Genomic DNA, 17,176 nt, shown 5'->3' on the forward strand with positions numbered 1-17,176 from the left:
CTAAGACGAAATTCCATCTAACTTCTCTATACAATTTTCTTTTTCTCCGAAACGAAAATCACTCGAAGTGACGGAATTTTATACTCTGATCTAATCACGAAACCTATCATTTATTCAATTTCAAAAGTCATGTTGAACTTGTTTCAACATCGCATATCGTACATCTTTAATTTGATCTTAAAAATAAGTTGAGGAAGGTGGTAGAAACATTTCATTCAGAGCTTGTTAAGGAATCGAATAAAAATACATAAAAAAACCTCGCTCATGGAGCGAGGTTTTATATTGAATAGCATCTAATTTAAAAATTAGATCGCATCTACGATTGCATTTAAAGTTGCAGAAGGACGCATTGCAGCAGAAGTTGCAGCATAATCTGGTTGATAGTAACCTTTGATTTCTTGTGCAGTACCTTGAGCATCGATTAATTCAGCTACGATAGCTTCTTCTTGTGCAGTCATTGCTTCAGCAACTGGAGCAAATTTAGCAGCGATTTCAGCATCTTTTGTTTGAGCAGCTAATGCTTGAGCCCAGTACATTGCTAAATAGAAGTGAGATCCACGGTTATCGATAGTTCCTAATTTACGACCTGGTGATTTGTCTGTATCTAAGAATTTATCGTTTGCCTCATCTAAAGCGTCCGCTAAAACTTGCGCTTTTGCGTTACCTTGTGTTTGCGCTACGTGCTCTAAAGAAGCTTGTAATGCTAAGAATTCACCTAATGAATCCCAACGTAAGTAACCTTCTTCTTTGAATTGCTCGATGTGTTTTGGAGCAGATCCTCCCGCACCCGTTTCGAATAATCCACCTCCGTTCATTAATGGAACGATAGATAACATTTTCGCAGAAGTACCAACTTCTAAGATTGGGAATAAATCTGTTAAGTAGTCACGTAATACGTTACCTGTAACAGAAATAGTATCTAAACCTTGACGGATTCTTTCTAATGAGAATTTAGTTGCATCCACTGGGTTCATGATACGGATATCTAAACCTGTAGTATCAAATTCTGGTAAGTATTTTTCAACTTTTTTGATCATTTCTCTATCGTGTGCACGATTGTCGTCTAACCAGAAAACTGCAGGAGTTTCAGATAAACGAGCACGAGTAACCGCTAATTTAACCCAGTCTTTGATTGGAGCATCTTTTGCTTGACACATACGGAAAATATCTCCTGTCTCAACCGCTTGTTCCATAATTACATTTCCTTCAGCATCTACTACGCGGATTGCTCCTTCAGCTTCTGCTTGGAAAGTTTTATCGTGAGAACCGTACTCTTCCGCTTTTTGAGCCATTAAACCTACGTTAGGAACAGATCCCATAGTTGTTGGGTCTAAAGCACCGTTTGCTTTACAATCTTCGATTGTAGCTTGGTAAACACCAGCGTAGTTACGGTCTGGGATGATCGCAAAAGTATCTTGTTGTTTTCCTTCAGCATTCCACATTTGTCCTGATGTACGGATCATTGCTGGCATAGAAGCATCAACGATAACGTCAGATGGAACGTGTAAGTTTGTAATTCCTTTGTCAGAATTAACCATTGCAATTGCAGGTCCGTTAGCAATAGCAGCATCGATAGCAGCTTTTACTTCAGCTTCTTGAGCGTGACCAGCGATTTTGTTGTATAATTCACCTAAACCATTGTTAGGATTAACTCCTAATTCAGCGAATAAATCAGCGAATTGAGTAAATACATCTTCGAAGTAAACAGAAACCACAGCTCCAAAAATAATTGGATCTGAAACTTTCATCATTGTTGCTTTTAAGTGAGCAGATAATAATACTCCAGCCTCTTTAGCTTCTTCTTTTGTTTGTTTAACGAAAGCTTTTAAAGCAGCTAAGTTCATTACTGATGTATCGATAACTTCACCTGCTTTTAATGGCGCTAATCCTTTTAATTCTTTAACAGATCCGTCTTTACCAACGAATTCGATTTTGAATTGAGAATCATTTTCAACTGTAACTGATTGTTCAGTACCGTAGAAATCTCCACCTTCCATGTGAGCCACTTTTGTTTTAGAATCTGCTGACCAAGCGCCCATTGAGTGTGGGTGTTTTTTAGCATAATTCTTAACCGCTTTAGGTGCACGACGGTCTGAGTTACCTTCACGTAAAACTGGGTTAACCGCAGAACCTAAAACTTTAGCGTATTTCGCTTTGATTGCTTTTTCTTCTTCAGTAGCAGCATCAGCAGGATAGTTTGGTACAGCGTATCCGTGTGCTTGTAATTCAGCGATAGCAGCTGTTAACTGAGGAATAGAAGCAGAAATATTTGGTAATTTGATAATGTTAGCTTCTGGAGTTTTAGCTAATTCTCCTAATTCTGCTAAGGCATCACCAATTTTTTGGTCGTCTTTTAAAAACTCTGGGAAATTTGCTAAGATTCGTCCTGCTAAAGAGATATCACGAGTTTCAACCTCGATATCCGCTGTAGAAGTGAAAGCTTTAACAATAGGTAACAATGAGTATGTTGCCAACATTGGCGCCTCATCAGTAAGAGTGTAAATAATTTTTGACTTTGACATTATTTTAAATTTTTGAGACTTCTTTCGAAGTCAATTTAAATACTACTTTTCAATTGTTTGAATTTGACTTAAAAAGTCATGACTGCAAATATACAATATTTAATGTTTTTTGAAAGCTGTAACCTATTGTTTTCCTTGAATTTTAGGATTAGTTTCACACAGATTAGAATATTATACAAGTTGATAATTTTTGATTCTTTTTTTAGTGAAATCGAAAATTAAAACCGATATAAATTATTAATTTAGGACACGATGATTGCCTTATAAGTAATGTAGAAGAAATAAAATTACTTTAAGCGCGACATCTTTAGTCGAGGAGAATACCTATTTTAGCAAAAATCCTTAAAAATTTGAAAACGAAATTAGCCACATGGGCATTCTATAATGTTGAAAATTTTTATTCGAATCAAACTGATTTCGAATATTCTTACTTGCCAAGTAATTACTCTAAATGGGTAGAATCACGCTATAATTTTAAGGTTGATAAAATATCTTTTGCGATTTCGCGTATTGGTAAAAAGGAAACGGAGGATTTACCTGCACTAGTAGGGTTATGCGAAGTAGAAAATGAAATTGTTTTAAAGGATTTAATCGCACATGAAAACCTAAAGGGTGGTGCCTATGATTTTGTATTTTATGAATCATTAGATGAGCGTAAAATAAATGTCGCTTGCATCTATCGTAAAGACTTGGTCCGTGTTGTTCATTCAGAACCTATACGTGTGGTATTTAAAAATCAAATGGATGAACGTTCTTATACCAGAGATATTCTCTTTTTGGAAACGGAAATGGGTACTGAAAAGGTGTTTTTCTTTATTGTACATCTTCCGTCTAAATTAGACCTGGAAGTGAATCAGGAGAAGCGTGGCATCTTATTGAAAAAGATCCAGCAACGCGTGGATGACTTGAAAAGAGAACATCAACAACCGAATATTGTCATCATGGGAGATTTTAATGATACTCCGACTGCCGAAAATATTCGATTGATTTTAAAAACAAAACCAACAAAAGAGGAGACGGGAATAGATGATTTTTTTAATCCAATGGTTGGGTTAATGAGTTATAAAAGAGGTTCTTTAGTACATCACAAGCAATGGATGTTGTTCGATCAAATGTTATTTTCTTATGGATTTTTAACACAAAAAACTGCGATAGAAATTGTAAAAACTGATATTTTTGACGAATCTTTTTTAACTGTGGGTGTAGGTAAACTAAGGAATTTTCCGGCGCGTAGTTTTGTGGGGTCAAAATATTTAGGAGGGTATAGTGATCATTTTCCGATTTATACGATAATAAAATATTAAATTTGTAGAACCAAAATCAAAGCAGAATGAGAATTCATGAAAATGGTCAAGTAGAGCTTGATGGAATTGATAAGTTAATCCTTAATGCATTTATGGAAGATGCAAACATTCCTGTCTCTCAATTGGCTAAAGAATTGTCAATTTCGAATACAGCGGTGCATCAACGCATCAAAAAGTTAGAAAATTCTGGTCTGATTAATTCTACTAAAACGATTATTAACCCCAATGTATTAGGGTACTCAACAATGTCATTTGTCGGTGTTTTCATGGATAAACCATCTTCTTACAAAACGGTGATTCGTTCATTGGAAGAAATTCCAGAAGTTGTCGAAGCACACTTTACAACAGGGAATTATGGAATTTTCTTGAAGTTATTGTGTAAAGATAATATGCATTTAATGAATGTGTTGAATCAGAAAATTCAACAAATTGACGGAGTGACTCGTACAGAAACGATTATTTCGTTAGAACAAACAATTAATAGACAAATCAAACTTTAATATATAAAGATGAGTATTAAAACATATTTAGACTCGACGTATCTTAAAACTCCAGAGCAAGCCGGAATATCAAATTCTGATACTTTGGATAAAGTAAGGGCTTTAGCAGTAGAAGCTATGGAAAATGGAATCTATGCCGTTATGATTCGCCCGGACTATGTGCGCTCGGTTCGTGAATTGTTAGATGAAAATAAATCAGATGTGATATTAGGAACTGTTATTGGTTTTCATGAAGGAACATATGATTTAAACGAAAAATTAAGAGAAGCCCAAAAAGCAATTGCTGATGGAGCGGATGAATTGGATTTTGTGGTCAACTTTGAAGCCTTTAAAAAAGGGGAAATTGAAAAAGTGACTGAAGAAATTGAAACGTGTACAACAGTTGCTCTAAGAGAAGGTCGTGTGGTGAAGTGGATTATTGAAACTGCAGCATTATCGGATGAGCAAATTGTAGCAATCACACAATTAATCCGTGATATTGTTTTAGAGAAAATTGGAGAACAACATGCATCTCATGTTTTTGTGAAGTCTTCTACAGGATTTTATAAAACACCAAATGGGGAACCTAATGGAGCGAATGAACATGTGATTCAGTTAATGTTGGACAATGCAGGACCATTACCAGTAAAAGCATCAGGAGGTGTTCGTAATATTGAAGAGGCGGAAAAGATGATTCGTTTAGGTGTAAAACGCATCGGAACTTCTTCAGCTTTAGCGATTGCAAATGGAGAGCAAACTTCTGGAGGATACTAAACAGATACTATCATATTTTAAAGTCTTTAAACTTAGGTTTAAAGACTTTTTTATTGAAACGAATCGTCTTTAAGTCTTTTCCTATTCCAATGGAATTCCCCTTAAGCAGAACTTCCCAGCAAAATATTTTAAGTTCGTGGAGCGATAGCACTTGATCTCGAATATTTTTCTTTTAAATGAGAATAAAAAAACCTCAAGCTTATGCTTGAGGTTTTTATGCGTTATGTTGTTTTAAAAATTGACTTTATCTTTTATATATTTTCCGCTTTGGCAAAATTGTTTCAATTCGTTTTCAATAAAAATTTCAATTGCTTCGGCATCCTGTGTCGGATACAATAAATGCACGTTCGCACCTGCATCTAATGTGAAGTATAAATGATTTCCAGTTTCGCGGCGGAACTCCCATAATTTTTCCAACGCAGCAACAGTGTTGGGCTTCATTAAGATAAATGCAGGGTCCGACATCATCATCATAGCGTGTAATGTCAAAGCTTCGTGTTCTACTAATTTTCCGAAGGCTTCAAGATCACCAGATTTTAAAATGGACAACAATTGTTCTAAATTTTCATTGGCTTCTACAAAACGACGTTCTGCATAAGGATGCCCATTCATTAAATTATGGCCTACCGTAGACGAAACCGATTTTTGGCCTTCGTGAATCAATAAAATGGTATCATGGAACGTTTTAAATACTTCGTGCACTTCAGCGTCAGGATATTTAGATCCATATAAATCAGAACTTCCTTCCATAAAGTTATTTTCTCCCCATTCTACCAAACCTTTATAAACCGAACGACAAGCACTTCCTGACCCTAAACGTGCTAAGAAAGATGCTTTTCTCAACATTTCATCTTTCGATAAGGTTCCCCCTAATCGTTTTTCGATTTCCACTAAGCATAAAGCCATTGCACTCATTCCTGAGGCAGAAGAAGCAATTCCAGAACTATGAGGAAAAGAATTTGAAGTATGCACTTCAAAACGATATTGTTCTAGAAAGGGAAGATATGCCGAAATACGTTCAAAAAAAGTAATGATTTTTGGTGCAAAACTCTCTTTATATTCTCCTTCTAAATAAACTTTTACATCAAATCCTTTCTCTTCTTTTGGAGTGAATTGAAGCGTAGTAGCGGTAAAAGAATGGGTAAGGGTATAACTGATCGATGAATTCGTCGGAATTTGATTCTTCTTTTTTCCCCAATATTTAACTAATGCGATATTGGATGGGCTTTTGGCAGAAACTTCTCCTGCTTGTAAGCTATAATTAGATTGTAATGTCGTTTGAAATTGCTTTTCCATAAAGGCAAAAATAGATTATTTAGAAGAAATAATTTCTTGATAGTTTTTATAATGGTAATGGATTGCTTCTTTGATCGGTATAAATGTATAATCCAAGGCTTGAATTACTTTGCGATTATCATACTTGGTAAAGGTTGTTAACGCTTTATAAGTCGCGTGATTTAAAGTTTGACCGCCAAATAATTGGTTGATTTGAGATGCGACTTGTATAACCTTTAATGTGGGATTGGAAATTTTTTGTATTTCTTTTTGTTTCTTTTCAGCAATCAGTTTTAAAACTTCTTCGTAAGGTAAATTCTCAGCATTAATGATGAATTTCTGCTGAAATAATTTTTTCTCTAGGGTTTTACAAAGAATGGATACAACATCACGAACATCAACGAAGCCAGTTCCTCCCGATGGAGCGTATTGATTGATTAAATGATCTTCGAAAATGCGCTCACTTTCTCGTTTGCCATCAAATGATCCAATAATGACAGAGGGATTAAGGACAATGACATTTAATCCTTCTTGTGAACCTCGCCATACTTCCATTTCAGCGCGGTATTTAGAAAATGCATAGGCCGAATGTTTGGCTTCCGTATTCCATGTCGAACTTTCATCAATACATTTCGTAACAGGATTAACATCATCCATAGCAGCAATTGAACTTAAATATATAAATTCTTTCACTCCTGATTCAATGGCTTCATTGACTAAAGCTTCTGTCCCGTTAACATTAGTGGCTATGATCTGATCTTCTTCTGCTTCATTAAAACTGACATGTGCGGCAGTGTGAATAATAGTCTCGACCCCTTGTAATGCTTGAGGTAAAAATGTAACGTCTAAGATATCACCATCAATCCATTCGATTTTATGAAAAATTTCTTGGGCTTTATTTCGTTTGAAAAATGCTTCAACAGCTCTAGTGTTCGAAGTAGATCGTTTTAAAGCACGTACTTTTTTTCCTTGATCAATTAATTGAAGTAATAAGTGGCTCCCCACTAACCCTGTACCTCCTGTTACAAATATCATTTTAGACTTGACTTATACCTTTCAAAATTATAAAAATAGTTGACGTGAAGCTTACGAATGTAAAAATAATGGGATGTAATATGAATTAAGTTAAAAAATTAACATAAAAATTGTTAATAATGGATAAATATACATTTTGATGAATTTAATTCACATATTGTGCTAATTAACTGAATTTTGTATTGAATATATATGCGAATATCCGAATTGATTAAGTAATTAAAACGTTTTCGTAAGGCTTATATTGCTTTATAATTTAAAATTTATGTTAAATATTTCGTAAAATAATTTACAAAATGCATAATATTGTATAAAAATTATAAAAAACACAGTTAATATCATGAGGAGAAAATTAACTTCATTAAGTTTATTAGCATTTTTAGGGTTTGGTGCAGTAGCATACGCACAGACTTCAGGAACTGTTAATGATAAAAATGGTTTTCCTGAAATGGATGTACCAGTACAAATTAAAGGGACAAATACAATCGTTTACACAGATGAAAATGGTGAATTCTCTATTGATGCAAAAGTTGGTGATATTTTAATCATCAATGGGAAAGAAGTTTTAGTAACTAAAGAAAATTTAGGAACGATTGAAACTGCATCAGCAACGGATAACATTGAATTAGAAGAAACGGTTATTACTGCTTTTGGTGTCCAAAAGAAAGAAACCGTGGTAGGATCTAATATACAAATTAAATCGGAAGATTTTGAAAATCGTGCAATAACAAATGCAACTAAAGCATTAGAGGGTACTGCAGCGGGGGTTCAATTCTCAACTGGATCAGGACAACCAGGAGATTCAAATAATATTCGAGTTAGAGGTTTTTCATCGTTTACTTTATCTAATAGCCCTTTATATGTAGTAGATGGTGCAATTTATTCAGGAGTTCTTTCTGATATTAACCCTTCGGATATTGAATCGATAACGGTTTTAAAAGATGCTGCTTCTACATCATTATATGGTTCTTCTGCTGCAAATGGTGTAATTATGATTACAACGAAAAAAGGGAAGAAAGGTAAAAAAGGACAATTAAGCTTTAGTGCTAATACAGGTGTTGTAGTAAGAGGAACAAAAGAATACGATCGTGTTTCTGCAAAAGATTACTACGAATTAACATGGGCAGCCATGAGAAATGGTTACTTAGAATCTACACCTGGAGCTACATTAGAAGAAGCAAATCTTTACGCTTCTGAAAATTTAATTGATTACAATTTACAAAATAACATTTATAATGTTCCAAATAACCAAGTGGTAATTAATGGATCATTAAATCCAAATGCAGTTCAATTGTATGATGATTTTAATTGGCAAAAATATACTGAAAGAGTAGGTGTAACTCAGCGTTATGATATTCGTTATAGTGGAGCAACAGAATCTTCTGATTATTCAGCGTCGTTAGGATACAACAATGAAGAAGGATATTTAATTGCTTCGGATTATGAAAGATACACGGCACGTGTAAGTGCAAATAGCCAAGCAACTAGTTGGTTAAAATTAGGAACTGATATTTCGGGAATCCTTACAAAATCTGCAATGGCAGAAGATGGTGGAGGTTCATCTTATATCAATCCATTCTATACGGCTCGTTTTATGGGACCAATTTATTCGCCATTTTTATATGATGAATATGGAAATGCAGTATATGACTCAAATGGAAATAGAGTATATGATGGTGTGGAAACGAGAGGTAGAGGTACTGGAGCAGGAGTTGGACGTAATGTGATTCAAGAGACATTATTACACAAACGTCAACGTTTATCAAACACTATTAACTCTAGAGCTTATGCTACGATAACACTTGCTAAAGGGTTAACTTTAACAGGAAATGTAGCTTATGATGTGAGAAACAGAACGACTAATTATTACCAAAATAAAGTAATTGGTGATGCTCAAGGGACAGGAGCTTTTTCTGTAACTGACGAAAAAACAACAGGAATTACTTTAAACCAAATTTTAACGTATAAAAAATCATTTGGATTAAACAATTTCCAAATTGATTTAGGTCATGAATCTTACGAGCGTAAAATTCAATATTTATACACTCGTAAAACACACGAGGTTGTTTCAGGAATTTATCAATTGGTTAACTTCTTAAATACATCGAGTAATACAGGATACCAATACGGTCATATTACAAAAGAATCGTACTTCGGACGTATTAATTACGATTACAACAACAAATATTTATTATCAGGATCGTTAAGACAAGATCAATCTTCTCGTTTTGATCCAGCAAATAATAAAGGAGTGTTTTGGTCAGCGGGTGCAGGATGGAACTTACATCGCGAAGATTTCTTAAAAGATTCAAAAGCAGTTAACTTATTAAAGTTACGTTCATCGTATGGTGAAGTAGGTAATGACGGAGGTAATGGTGAAGAACCAGGTTACAATGCTGATTTATCATTATATGAATTAGGATATAATAATGCTGGTGAAACAGGAATCTTATTAAGCCAAATTGGAAACAAAAATTTAACGTGGGAAGCGAATTCTCAATTCGATGTAGCGTTAGAATTTGGATTCTTCAATAACCGAATCTCGGGTACAGTAGAATACTACGAGAGAAAAACGGATGATATGATTTTCCCAGTTCCAACACCAGGATCTGCAGGAGTCCCAGGCAACTCGATTTATGCGAATATTGGAGCTATGCAAAATAAAGGGTTTGAAGTGTTATTAAACTTAGGTATAATCAGAAACGAAAATTTCTCTTGGGATGTAAGTATTAATGCCTCAACGCTTAAAAATAAAATTACTAAACTACCAGATGGACAAGATGCAATCATTAACGGTACGAAACGTTTAGCGGTTGGTCAATCAATTTATGATTTCTGGTTAAGACAATATCATGGAGTAGATCCTTCTGACGGTCGTGTACTTTACGTTCAAGATGCAGAAAAAGAAGATACTGATGATACGCGAATCATTGATGGTCAAAAATATACAACAAATCATAATAACGCTCAATTTGCATATTCAGGATCTGCTATTCCAGATGTAATGGGAGGTTTCCAAAGTAATTTCTCTTATAAAGGATTTTATTTAAATACGATGTTCTCATACCAAATTGGAGGTAAAGTGTACGATAGTAACTATGCTGGTTTAATTTCTACAGATCCAAAAGGTGCAGCTTTACATGTAGACATGTTAAATGCTTGGCAAAATCCAGGGGACATTACGAATTTTCCAAAAATGTCAACTTTAAATGAAGCGCAAAATTTAGCACAATCTTCACGTTGGTTAGTCGATGCTGATTATTTATCATTAAGAAGCGCAACATTTGGTTATACTTTTAATAGAAAAGATATTGAATCAATCGGTTTAAGCTCATTAAAAATCTATGTGACTGGTGAGAACTTAGTCAATTGGACAAAGAAACAAGGATTAGAGCCAGTACAAAGTTTTAATGGTACAACATCATATCGTTATTCTCCTGCAAGAATTGTGAGTTTAGGATTAAATGTTAATTTTTAAGATCAAATTATGAAAAAAGCAAAATATATATTAGCATCAATTGTATTAGTAAGTTCTCTAACATTTACTTCATGTTCTGAAGAATTTTTAGATACTTTACCTACAGATAGTGTTACGGAGCAAACTGCTTACGCAACTGCAGACAACTTGATGGTGGCGGTTAACGGTATGCATAGAAATATGTACGTTCGTCAGAATTCTTCTCAAGGACAAAACGGATATACAGCACAAATGATTTATGCTGATGTATTAGGAGATGATGTAATTTTTCCTTCTCAAGGGAACGGATGGTTCGTAAGTATGATGAGATGGTTAGTTAACAATAACGAAGCTTCATCAGATTTATCATATCCTTGGAATTTCTGGAGTGGTATGATTAAAAATGCTAACTATATCATTAATTATGGACCTAATGCAAGTGGTGATACTGATTTAAGAGATAAAGCAATTGGTGAAGCTTATGCATACCGCGCATTTTCTCAATTTCAATTGGTACAATTATATGGAGATCGTTATGTTAATGGAAGAACAAACGATCAATTAGGAATCGTTATTCGTACTGAAGCCTCAGATAATGAGCCGAAAGCGAGAGCTACAGTGGAAGAAACATACGCTCAAATTTGGGCTGACTTAGATAAAGCGGAACAATTATTAACAGGGAAAACCAAAACAAATAGTTCTCACTTTGCATTAGACAACGTATTAGGGATTAAAGCTCGTGTGGCTTTAGTACAACAAAAATACAATGAGGCTGCTCAATATGCTGCATTAGCGCGTACGGGGAAATCATTAATGACTCAAGAGCAATACAAAGAAGGATTTAATGATTATGCAAATCCTGAATGGATGTGGGGAGTAACAATTCAAGGAGATCAATCAGACTTCTTCGGAAACTTCCACGCATACATGTCTCGTAACTATAACTCAACACAGATTCGTCAAGCGCCTAAAGTGGTAAATTTAAAGTTATATAATGCTTTCCCTGATTCGGATGTGCGTAAGCAACTTATTGATCCAACAGGACAGCATGAATCTTTAAATTTAGCTTCAACGTATGCTAAATTCCCTTACACATCTGAAAAGTTTGTAACGAAAAATAGAGATAATAACACTGCTCTAGGGGATGTACCATTTATGCGTGTAGCAGAAATGTACTTAATTGAAGCAGAAGCAAAATATTTCTTAGGAGACGAAGCGGGGTCTAAGGCTGTATTAACAGAATTAGCGACAGCTCGTGATGCAGCATTTACTGGATTTACAACTTCAGGAGAAGCATATTTAGAGGAATTATACCTACATCGCCGTATGGAGTTATGGGGAGAAGGATTTAGATTCTTTGACTTAAAACGTACAAATTCGCCTTTAAATCGTAGAGATACTGGAGCGGTAGGTGCGATTATTAACAATGTGTGGGAAGTTCCTGCGAATGATAAGAAATGGACATGGGTTATCCCTAGACAAGAGATGAACTCAAATCCTTTAATGGTTCAAAATCCATCATAATAGATTAAGATTTTATAACATTCCATAGGAAAAGGTCGGCGATTGCCGACCTTTTCTGTTATATAAAATGTTTCTTCCTGAACCAAATGTAAATGATAAGTGATATGATTCCCATAACCAATAGACACACGGGATAACTCCATTGATAGGCTAATTCAGGCATATATTGAAAATTCATGCCATAAATTCCTGCGATAAATGTCAAGGGTAAAAAGAATGCAGAAAATATGGTTAAGGTCTTCATAATATCATTTGATTTTTGGCTATTCAACGAAATATAAATGGATAATAAGTTTTGAGTATCTTCCATGACTTGTGAATGCAAATGCAACATCTTTTCGCATTCTTCTTTTAAATCTTGGAGTGTACTGGATTGTTTTCGCGTTAAGCTATATTCGGACAAAACTTCCTTTGTGTATTCCAGTATTTTTTTACATGCAGAAGCTTCTCTTTTAATGAGGTAAAGATTCTTTAATTTTATATGCTGAAGTTGTTCTGTAAAGATCATTTCTTCAAATTCATCGATGTTTTCATCCATTCGTAAGGCCGGTTGCTCGAAAGTGGATAACAACTCATCAATTAAAAAATAGAGAATATTTCTAACACTAATTTTATCGGCTGCATAGCGTAATTTCAATTGGTTAAACACCGATTGGATGATTGGGGTATCGTGTTGATACACGGTAATGATAGTGTCTTGATCTATGTATATCCCGATCTTATGACTGAATTCCCGAACAATATTCTTAACCGAATGCCGGTCTCTTACATAGTAGCGAAACAGAAAGAATGATGTTCTTCCATCAAACTCAAATTTAGGAAGATGCCCAGGTTCTAAACTGTCTTCAATGGTTAAGGTTTGGAATTGGTATTTTAAAGCCAATTCCTTTAAAATTTCTTCGGTTGGATTTTTTAAATCAATCCATTCCACAAGTTCATTTTTAAAAATGATTTCCATTGTATCGATTCATTTTTCAGGTTGATAACAATTAAAGGTATTGAATTATATGATACCCGCTTTTGATTTTAGATATTATGATAGAAAGTTATAACTTTACAACTTTAATAAAACAAGATAAATAATATACAATACATATGAATCCATTAATTGAAGAGCTTACTTGGAGAGGGCTGGTACATAACATTATGCCAGGAACAGAAGAACAATTAAATAAAGAAATGACTTCTGGATATGTTGGGTTCGATCCTACTGCTGATTCTCTTCACGTGGGAAGCCTTGTGCCGATTTTCTTATTAGTTCACTTACAGCGTCACGGACACCGTCCGATTGCTTTAGTGGGTGGAGCTACTGGATTTATTGGAGATCCTACAGGAAAGGCTGCGGAAAGAAGCTTATTAGACGAAGAAACATTAAATAAATATGTGGCTGGTATCAAAGGTCAATTGGCACGTTTTTTAGATTTTGATTCGAACAATGGAAATTCAGCCGTTTTAGTAAACAACTACGATTGGATGAAAGAGTTTTCATTCATTGATTTCGCGCGTACAGTAGGAAAGCACATTACGGTGAATTATATGATGGCAAAGGATTCAGTGAAAAATCGTTTATCAGCAGAATCAAATGTCGGAATGTCCTTTACAGAATTTACGTATCAATTAATTCAAGGGTATGATTATGTTCATTTATACCGTGAATTAGGGGCGAAATTACAAATGGGTGGTTCTGATCAATGGGGGAATATTACAACTGGTACTGAATTAATCCGTCGTATGGAAGGTGGTGAAGGATTTGCTTTCACATGTCCTTTAACAACTAAAGCGGATGGAACTAAATTCGGTAAATCAGAAGGTGGTGAAAACATTTGGTTGGACAAAAACCGTACATCTCCTTATAAATTCTACCAATTCTGGTTGAATCAAGCTGATGCAGATGCAGAGAAATACATTAAAATTTATACATTCTTAGACAAAGAAACGATTGATGATTTAATTGAGCGTCACCGTCAAGAGCCTCACTTACGTGAATTACAACGCAAGTTAGCAACTGAAATCACAATTTTAGTGCATGGGGTAGATGAGTTGCGTAAAGCTGAAAAAGCGTCTCAAGTCTTATTTGGAAAATCAACATCGGAGGATTTAAAGGAATTAGATGGAGATACTTTCTTATCTGTTTTTGAAGGTGTGCCTCAAGCCACTGTATCTAAAGCAGATATTGAAGCTGGATTAGATATTGTAGCTGCTTTAGCCGATAAATCAGGTTTCTTAAAATCAAATTCAGAAGCGCGCCGTGAATTAAAAGCAAATGCTATTTCTGTAAATAAAGAAAAAGTAGGGGAAGAATTTACGTTATCCACTGAAAACTTAATTGCAGATAAATACGTATTATTACAAAAAGGGAAAAAGAATTATTTCATTTTAATTGTGGAATAAATTTCCAGATAACATAGAAAAAGGGGGAAGTGACTGGATGTTGCTTTCCCCTTTTTTTTGTGGATTGTATAATGGAAATAATAGGTAAACCATTCCATGACTTAGGGAAAAGTTCGTCTGGATATACGCATGTAATAGGGTGATGGTTCGGCTGATGTTAGGAGAAACCTAAGATGAACCATAGCGGTGAGGGCTTTTTTATGACCAATTGAGGCGGTATAGAAGCGGCATAGAGGTAGCATACAGGCGGCATAGAATCGTCTTAGAAGCCTTAATGAAGAGAATATTCAATTAGGGTTTTTAACGTAGAATTTTCCTGGAAGGAAACGCTTTATAAAGTTAAAAAAATACCTTTAAATAATTCATATAAAACAAAAAAGAGCTCTTTGAGCTCTTTTTTTTATTGGATGGATTGGATGAAATCATCTACCGATTGTTCAATCGCAGTTGAATTTTCAATGGCACGTAAAAATGCACTACCAATTATAGCACCGTTGGCATATTTCCATGCTTTTTCCACATCTTGTTTGGTTGAGATTCCAAAACCGATTTGATAAGGTTTCGTTAATCCTAGCGTTTTTAAACCTGCTAAAAATTCTTCATTGTAATTGGCTTCCGTTGATCCAGTGGTTGCTGAATTGGATACCACATAGACAAACCCAGACGTTGCATCATTGATGGCTTTAATACGATCCGCTGGTGTTTGAGGTGTAATTAAGAAAATGACGCGTTGCTCGTATTTATCGAATAAAGCTTGGTGTTGATCCAAATAAATCTGAAAGGGCATGTCTGGTAAAATTAATCCTGAAACTCCACTTTCTTGACATTGTTGTAAGAACGCTTCTACACCGTATTTAATCAATTGATTGTAGTATCCCATTAACACCAAAGGGGTGTGGATTTCTTCTTTAATGCTTTTTAATTGATCAAAAAGCACATTGAGTTTCATTCCATTGGCTAATGCTTTTTCACTCGTCGCTTGGATGGTAGGTCCATCGGCTAAAGGATCCGAGTAAGGAATCCCAACCTCGATAATATCAACATTGTTTTTTTGCAATTGCTTTAAAACAGTTGGGGTATCCGTTAAATTTGGATACCCCGCTGTTGTATATATCGTGATTAGATTTTGTTTCTTTTCTTGAAGTTTTAAATCTAATGCGTTCATATGTTTATTGTACTGATTTTAATAAAATGGTATACACAGGGAAGTGATCGGAATATCCATTTGCTCTGTACGTATCACCACTCCACATTCGGTTAGGATAACCTTTGTATTGGCCTTCTTTTGCGATCAGATAATCTTTGTTAAAAATCTCTGTTTTATAAATTTTATACGTTGAAAAATCTTTGTTTTTTGTCGCAAAACTAGCTGTGGTGATGATTTGATCAAATAGATTCCACGAATCTCCATATGCTAAGGTACCAATTCCTTTTTTAAATAATGGTAGAGTAGGGTTATAAAATCCATCATCTTTTAAATCTTTTGGATCACCGACTGCATTAAAAGTAATTTTTACACTTGGAGATACTGGATCATCATTCAAATCACCCATTAAAAGCACTTTGGCATCCCTTTTCTTTGTTCTTAATTCGTCAATAATGCCTTTTGCAACTTTTGCCGCTTCCATACGTCCTGGCATTGAGGCTTTTTCCCCTCCACTACGAGAAGGCCAGTGATTGACCAGGAAAGTCATTTCTTCCCCATCCAAAAAACCTGTGACTTGTAAGATATCTCGGGTGTATTTTCGTTTTCCTTCGGCATCGTAAATAAATACGGGATGAGGTTTAGCTTCTGTTACAAAAAAACGATTTTTTTGATAAATTAAGCCCACATCAACTCCGCGTGCATCAAACGAATTGAAATGAATAATTCCATAATTATAACGTTTTAAATGAGGTGTATTGATGATGTCTTCGATGACGTGAATATTTTCAATTTCCGATAACCCCACAACGACCGGAGCATTTCTTGTAAAGTCTTTTCCTAACTCAGAAATAACCTTAGCGATGTTGTTTACCTTTTGATTGTAACGATCTCTTCCCCATAGTTTTTTGCCTTTGGGTAAAAATTCTTCTTGTAGTATTAATGGGCGGATGATTTTCTTTCCCTCAATATTTTCATACGTGTATTGTTGGCGAAATGAAACGGTATCATATTTACCTACCTCATCTATTGAAATTGAGATGTGGTAATTGGGATCATTATATTTTAATTCACCGTTGATATATCCGGCAGAATGGATGGTATCAAATAAATTTTCAACATTGTAAAAAGCAACAGTGGCGGAAGCGTATTTTCCTTGTGCTGAAACGTTTACTGTTAAAAGTATAAAAGTAAGTAGAATAAAACTTAAAGATTTCTTAAATTTATACATATCTTATTAATTATGAATTTATTAAATTTGATTTCTTTTC

General features: G+C 34.8%; 12 protein-coding genes. 6 read left to right on the forward strand and 6 right to left on the reverse strand.

Annotation, left to right across the window (positions count from 1 at the left end; genetic code table 11):
- Nucleotides 1-305: 305 nt before the first annotated feature.
- The gene (locus tag AC1QSP_RS11115; protein ID WP_484080405.1) at nucleotides 306-2,525 is read right to left on the reverse strand and encodes an NADP-dependent isocitrate dehydrogenase; all 2,220 of its coding nucleotides are present in this window, start codon (nucleotides 2,523-2,525) and stop codon (nucleotides 306-308) included.
- Between the two features lie 347 nt (nucleotides 2,526-2,872).
- Between AC1QSP_RS11115 and AC1QSP_RS11120 the strand changes: the two genes are divergently transcribed.
- The 3 genes from AC1QSP_RS11120 to deoC are packed head-to-tail and all read left to right on the forward strand — an operon-like array spanning nucleotide 2,873 to nucleotide 5,079.
- The gene (locus AC1QSP_RS11120) at nucleotides 2,873-3,826 is read left to right on the forward strand and encodes an endonuclease/exonuclease/phosphatase family protein (RefSeq protein WP_484078744.1); all 954 of its coding nucleotides are present in this window, start codon (nucleotides 2,873-2,875) and stop codon (nucleotides 3,824-3,826) included.
- Between the two features lie 26 nt (nucleotides 3,827-3,852).
- Nucleotides 3,853-4,326, forward strand: coding sequence for an Lrp/AsnC ligand binding domain-containing protein (locus AC1QSP_RS11125; RefSeq protein ID WP_322971236.1), 474 nt, complete (start codon nucleotides 3,853-3,855; stop codon nucleotides 4,324-4,326).
- A gap of 9 nt (nucleotides 4,327-4,335) precedes the next feature.
- Complete coding sequence (gene deoC, locus AC1QSP_RS11130; RefSeq protein ID WP_484078745.1) at nucleotides 4,336-5,079, forward strand: deoxyribose-phosphate aldolase; 744 nt, start codon at nucleotides 4,336-4,338, stop codon at nucleotides 5,077-5,079.
- Between the two features lie 231 nt (nucleotides 5,080-5,310).
- On the opposite strand, the gene AC1QSP_RS11135 is transcribed toward deoC, so the two are convergent.
- Nucleotides 5,311-6,375 carry a diphosphomevalonate decarboxylase gene (locus AC1QSP_RS11135; RefSeq protein WP_484078746.1) on the reverse strand — a complete coding sequence of 355 codons (1,065 nt, stop codon included), beginning with the start codon at nucleotides 6,373-6,375 and terminating at the stop codon, nucleotides 5,311-5,313.
- Between the two features lie 15 nt (nucleotides 6,376-6,390).
- Nucleotides 6,391-7,389, reverse strand: coding sequence for an NAD-dependent epimerase/dehydratase family protein (locus AC1QSP_RS11140; RefSeq protein WP_484078747.1), 999 nt, complete (start codon nucleotides 7,387-7,389; stop codon nucleotides 6,391-6,393).
- A 340-nt stretch (nucleotides 7,390-7,729) separates the two neighbouring features.
- Here AC1QSP_RS11140 and AC1QSP_RS11145 point away from each other — a divergent pair, with 340 nt between their 5' ends.
- Entirely contained in the window at nucleotides 7,730-10,867 is a 3,138-nt protein-coding gene (locus AC1QSP_RS11145) for a SusC/RagA family TonB-linked outer membrane protein (protein ID WP_484078748.1), read from the forward strand.
- A 9-nt stretch (nucleotides 10,868-10,876) separates the two neighbouring features.
- Nucleotides 10,877-12,370, forward strand: a complete 1,494-nt coding sequence (locus AC1QSP_RS11150) for a RagB/SusD family nutrient uptake outer membrane protein (protein ID WP_484078749.1) — start codon at nucleotides 10,877-10,879, stop codon at nucleotides 12,368-12,370.
- Nucleotides 12,371-12,428: 58 nt separating this feature from the next.
- Here the strand turns inward: AC1QSP_RS11150 and AC1QSP_RS11155 are convergent, their stop codons facing one another.
- Entirely contained in the window at nucleotides 12,429-13,328 is a 900-nt protein-coding gene (locus AC1QSP_RS11155; RefSeq protein WP_484078750.1) for a CorA family divalent cation transporter, read from the reverse strand.
- Nucleotides 13,329-13,465: 137 nt separating this feature from the next.
- Here AC1QSP_RS11155 and tyrS point away from each other — a divergent pair, with 137 nt between their 5' ends.
- Nucleotides 13,466-14,761: a tyrosine--tRNA ligase gene (tyrS, locus tag AC1QSP_RS11160; protein WP_484078751.1), complete on the forward strand. Its 1,296-nt coding sequence runs from the start codon at nucleotides 13,466-13,468 to the stop codon at nucleotides 14,759-14,761.
- Nucleotides 14,762-15,161: 400 nt separating this feature from the next.
- Here the strand turns inward: tyrS and trpA are convergent, their stop codons facing one another.
- Both trpA and AC1QSP_RS11170 read right to left on the reverse strand, forming a co-directional pair.
- Complete coding sequence (gene trpA / locus AC1QSP_RS11165; protein ID WP_484078752.1) at nucleotides 15,162-15,926, reverse strand: tryptophan synthase subunit alpha; 765 nt, start codon at nucleotides 15,924-15,926, stop codon at nucleotides 15,162-15,164.
- Nucleotides 15,927-15,930: 4 nt separating this feature from the next.
- Nucleotides 15,931-17,136, reverse strand: coding sequence for an endonuclease/exonuclease/phosphatase family protein (locus AC1QSP_RS11170; protein WP_484078753.1), 1,206 nt, complete (start codon nucleotides 17,134-17,136; stop codon nucleotides 15,931-15,933).
- Between the last annotated feature and the right edge of the window lie 40 nt (nucleotides 17,137-17,176).

It is taken from the genome of Faecalibacter sp., assembly GCF_057177045.1.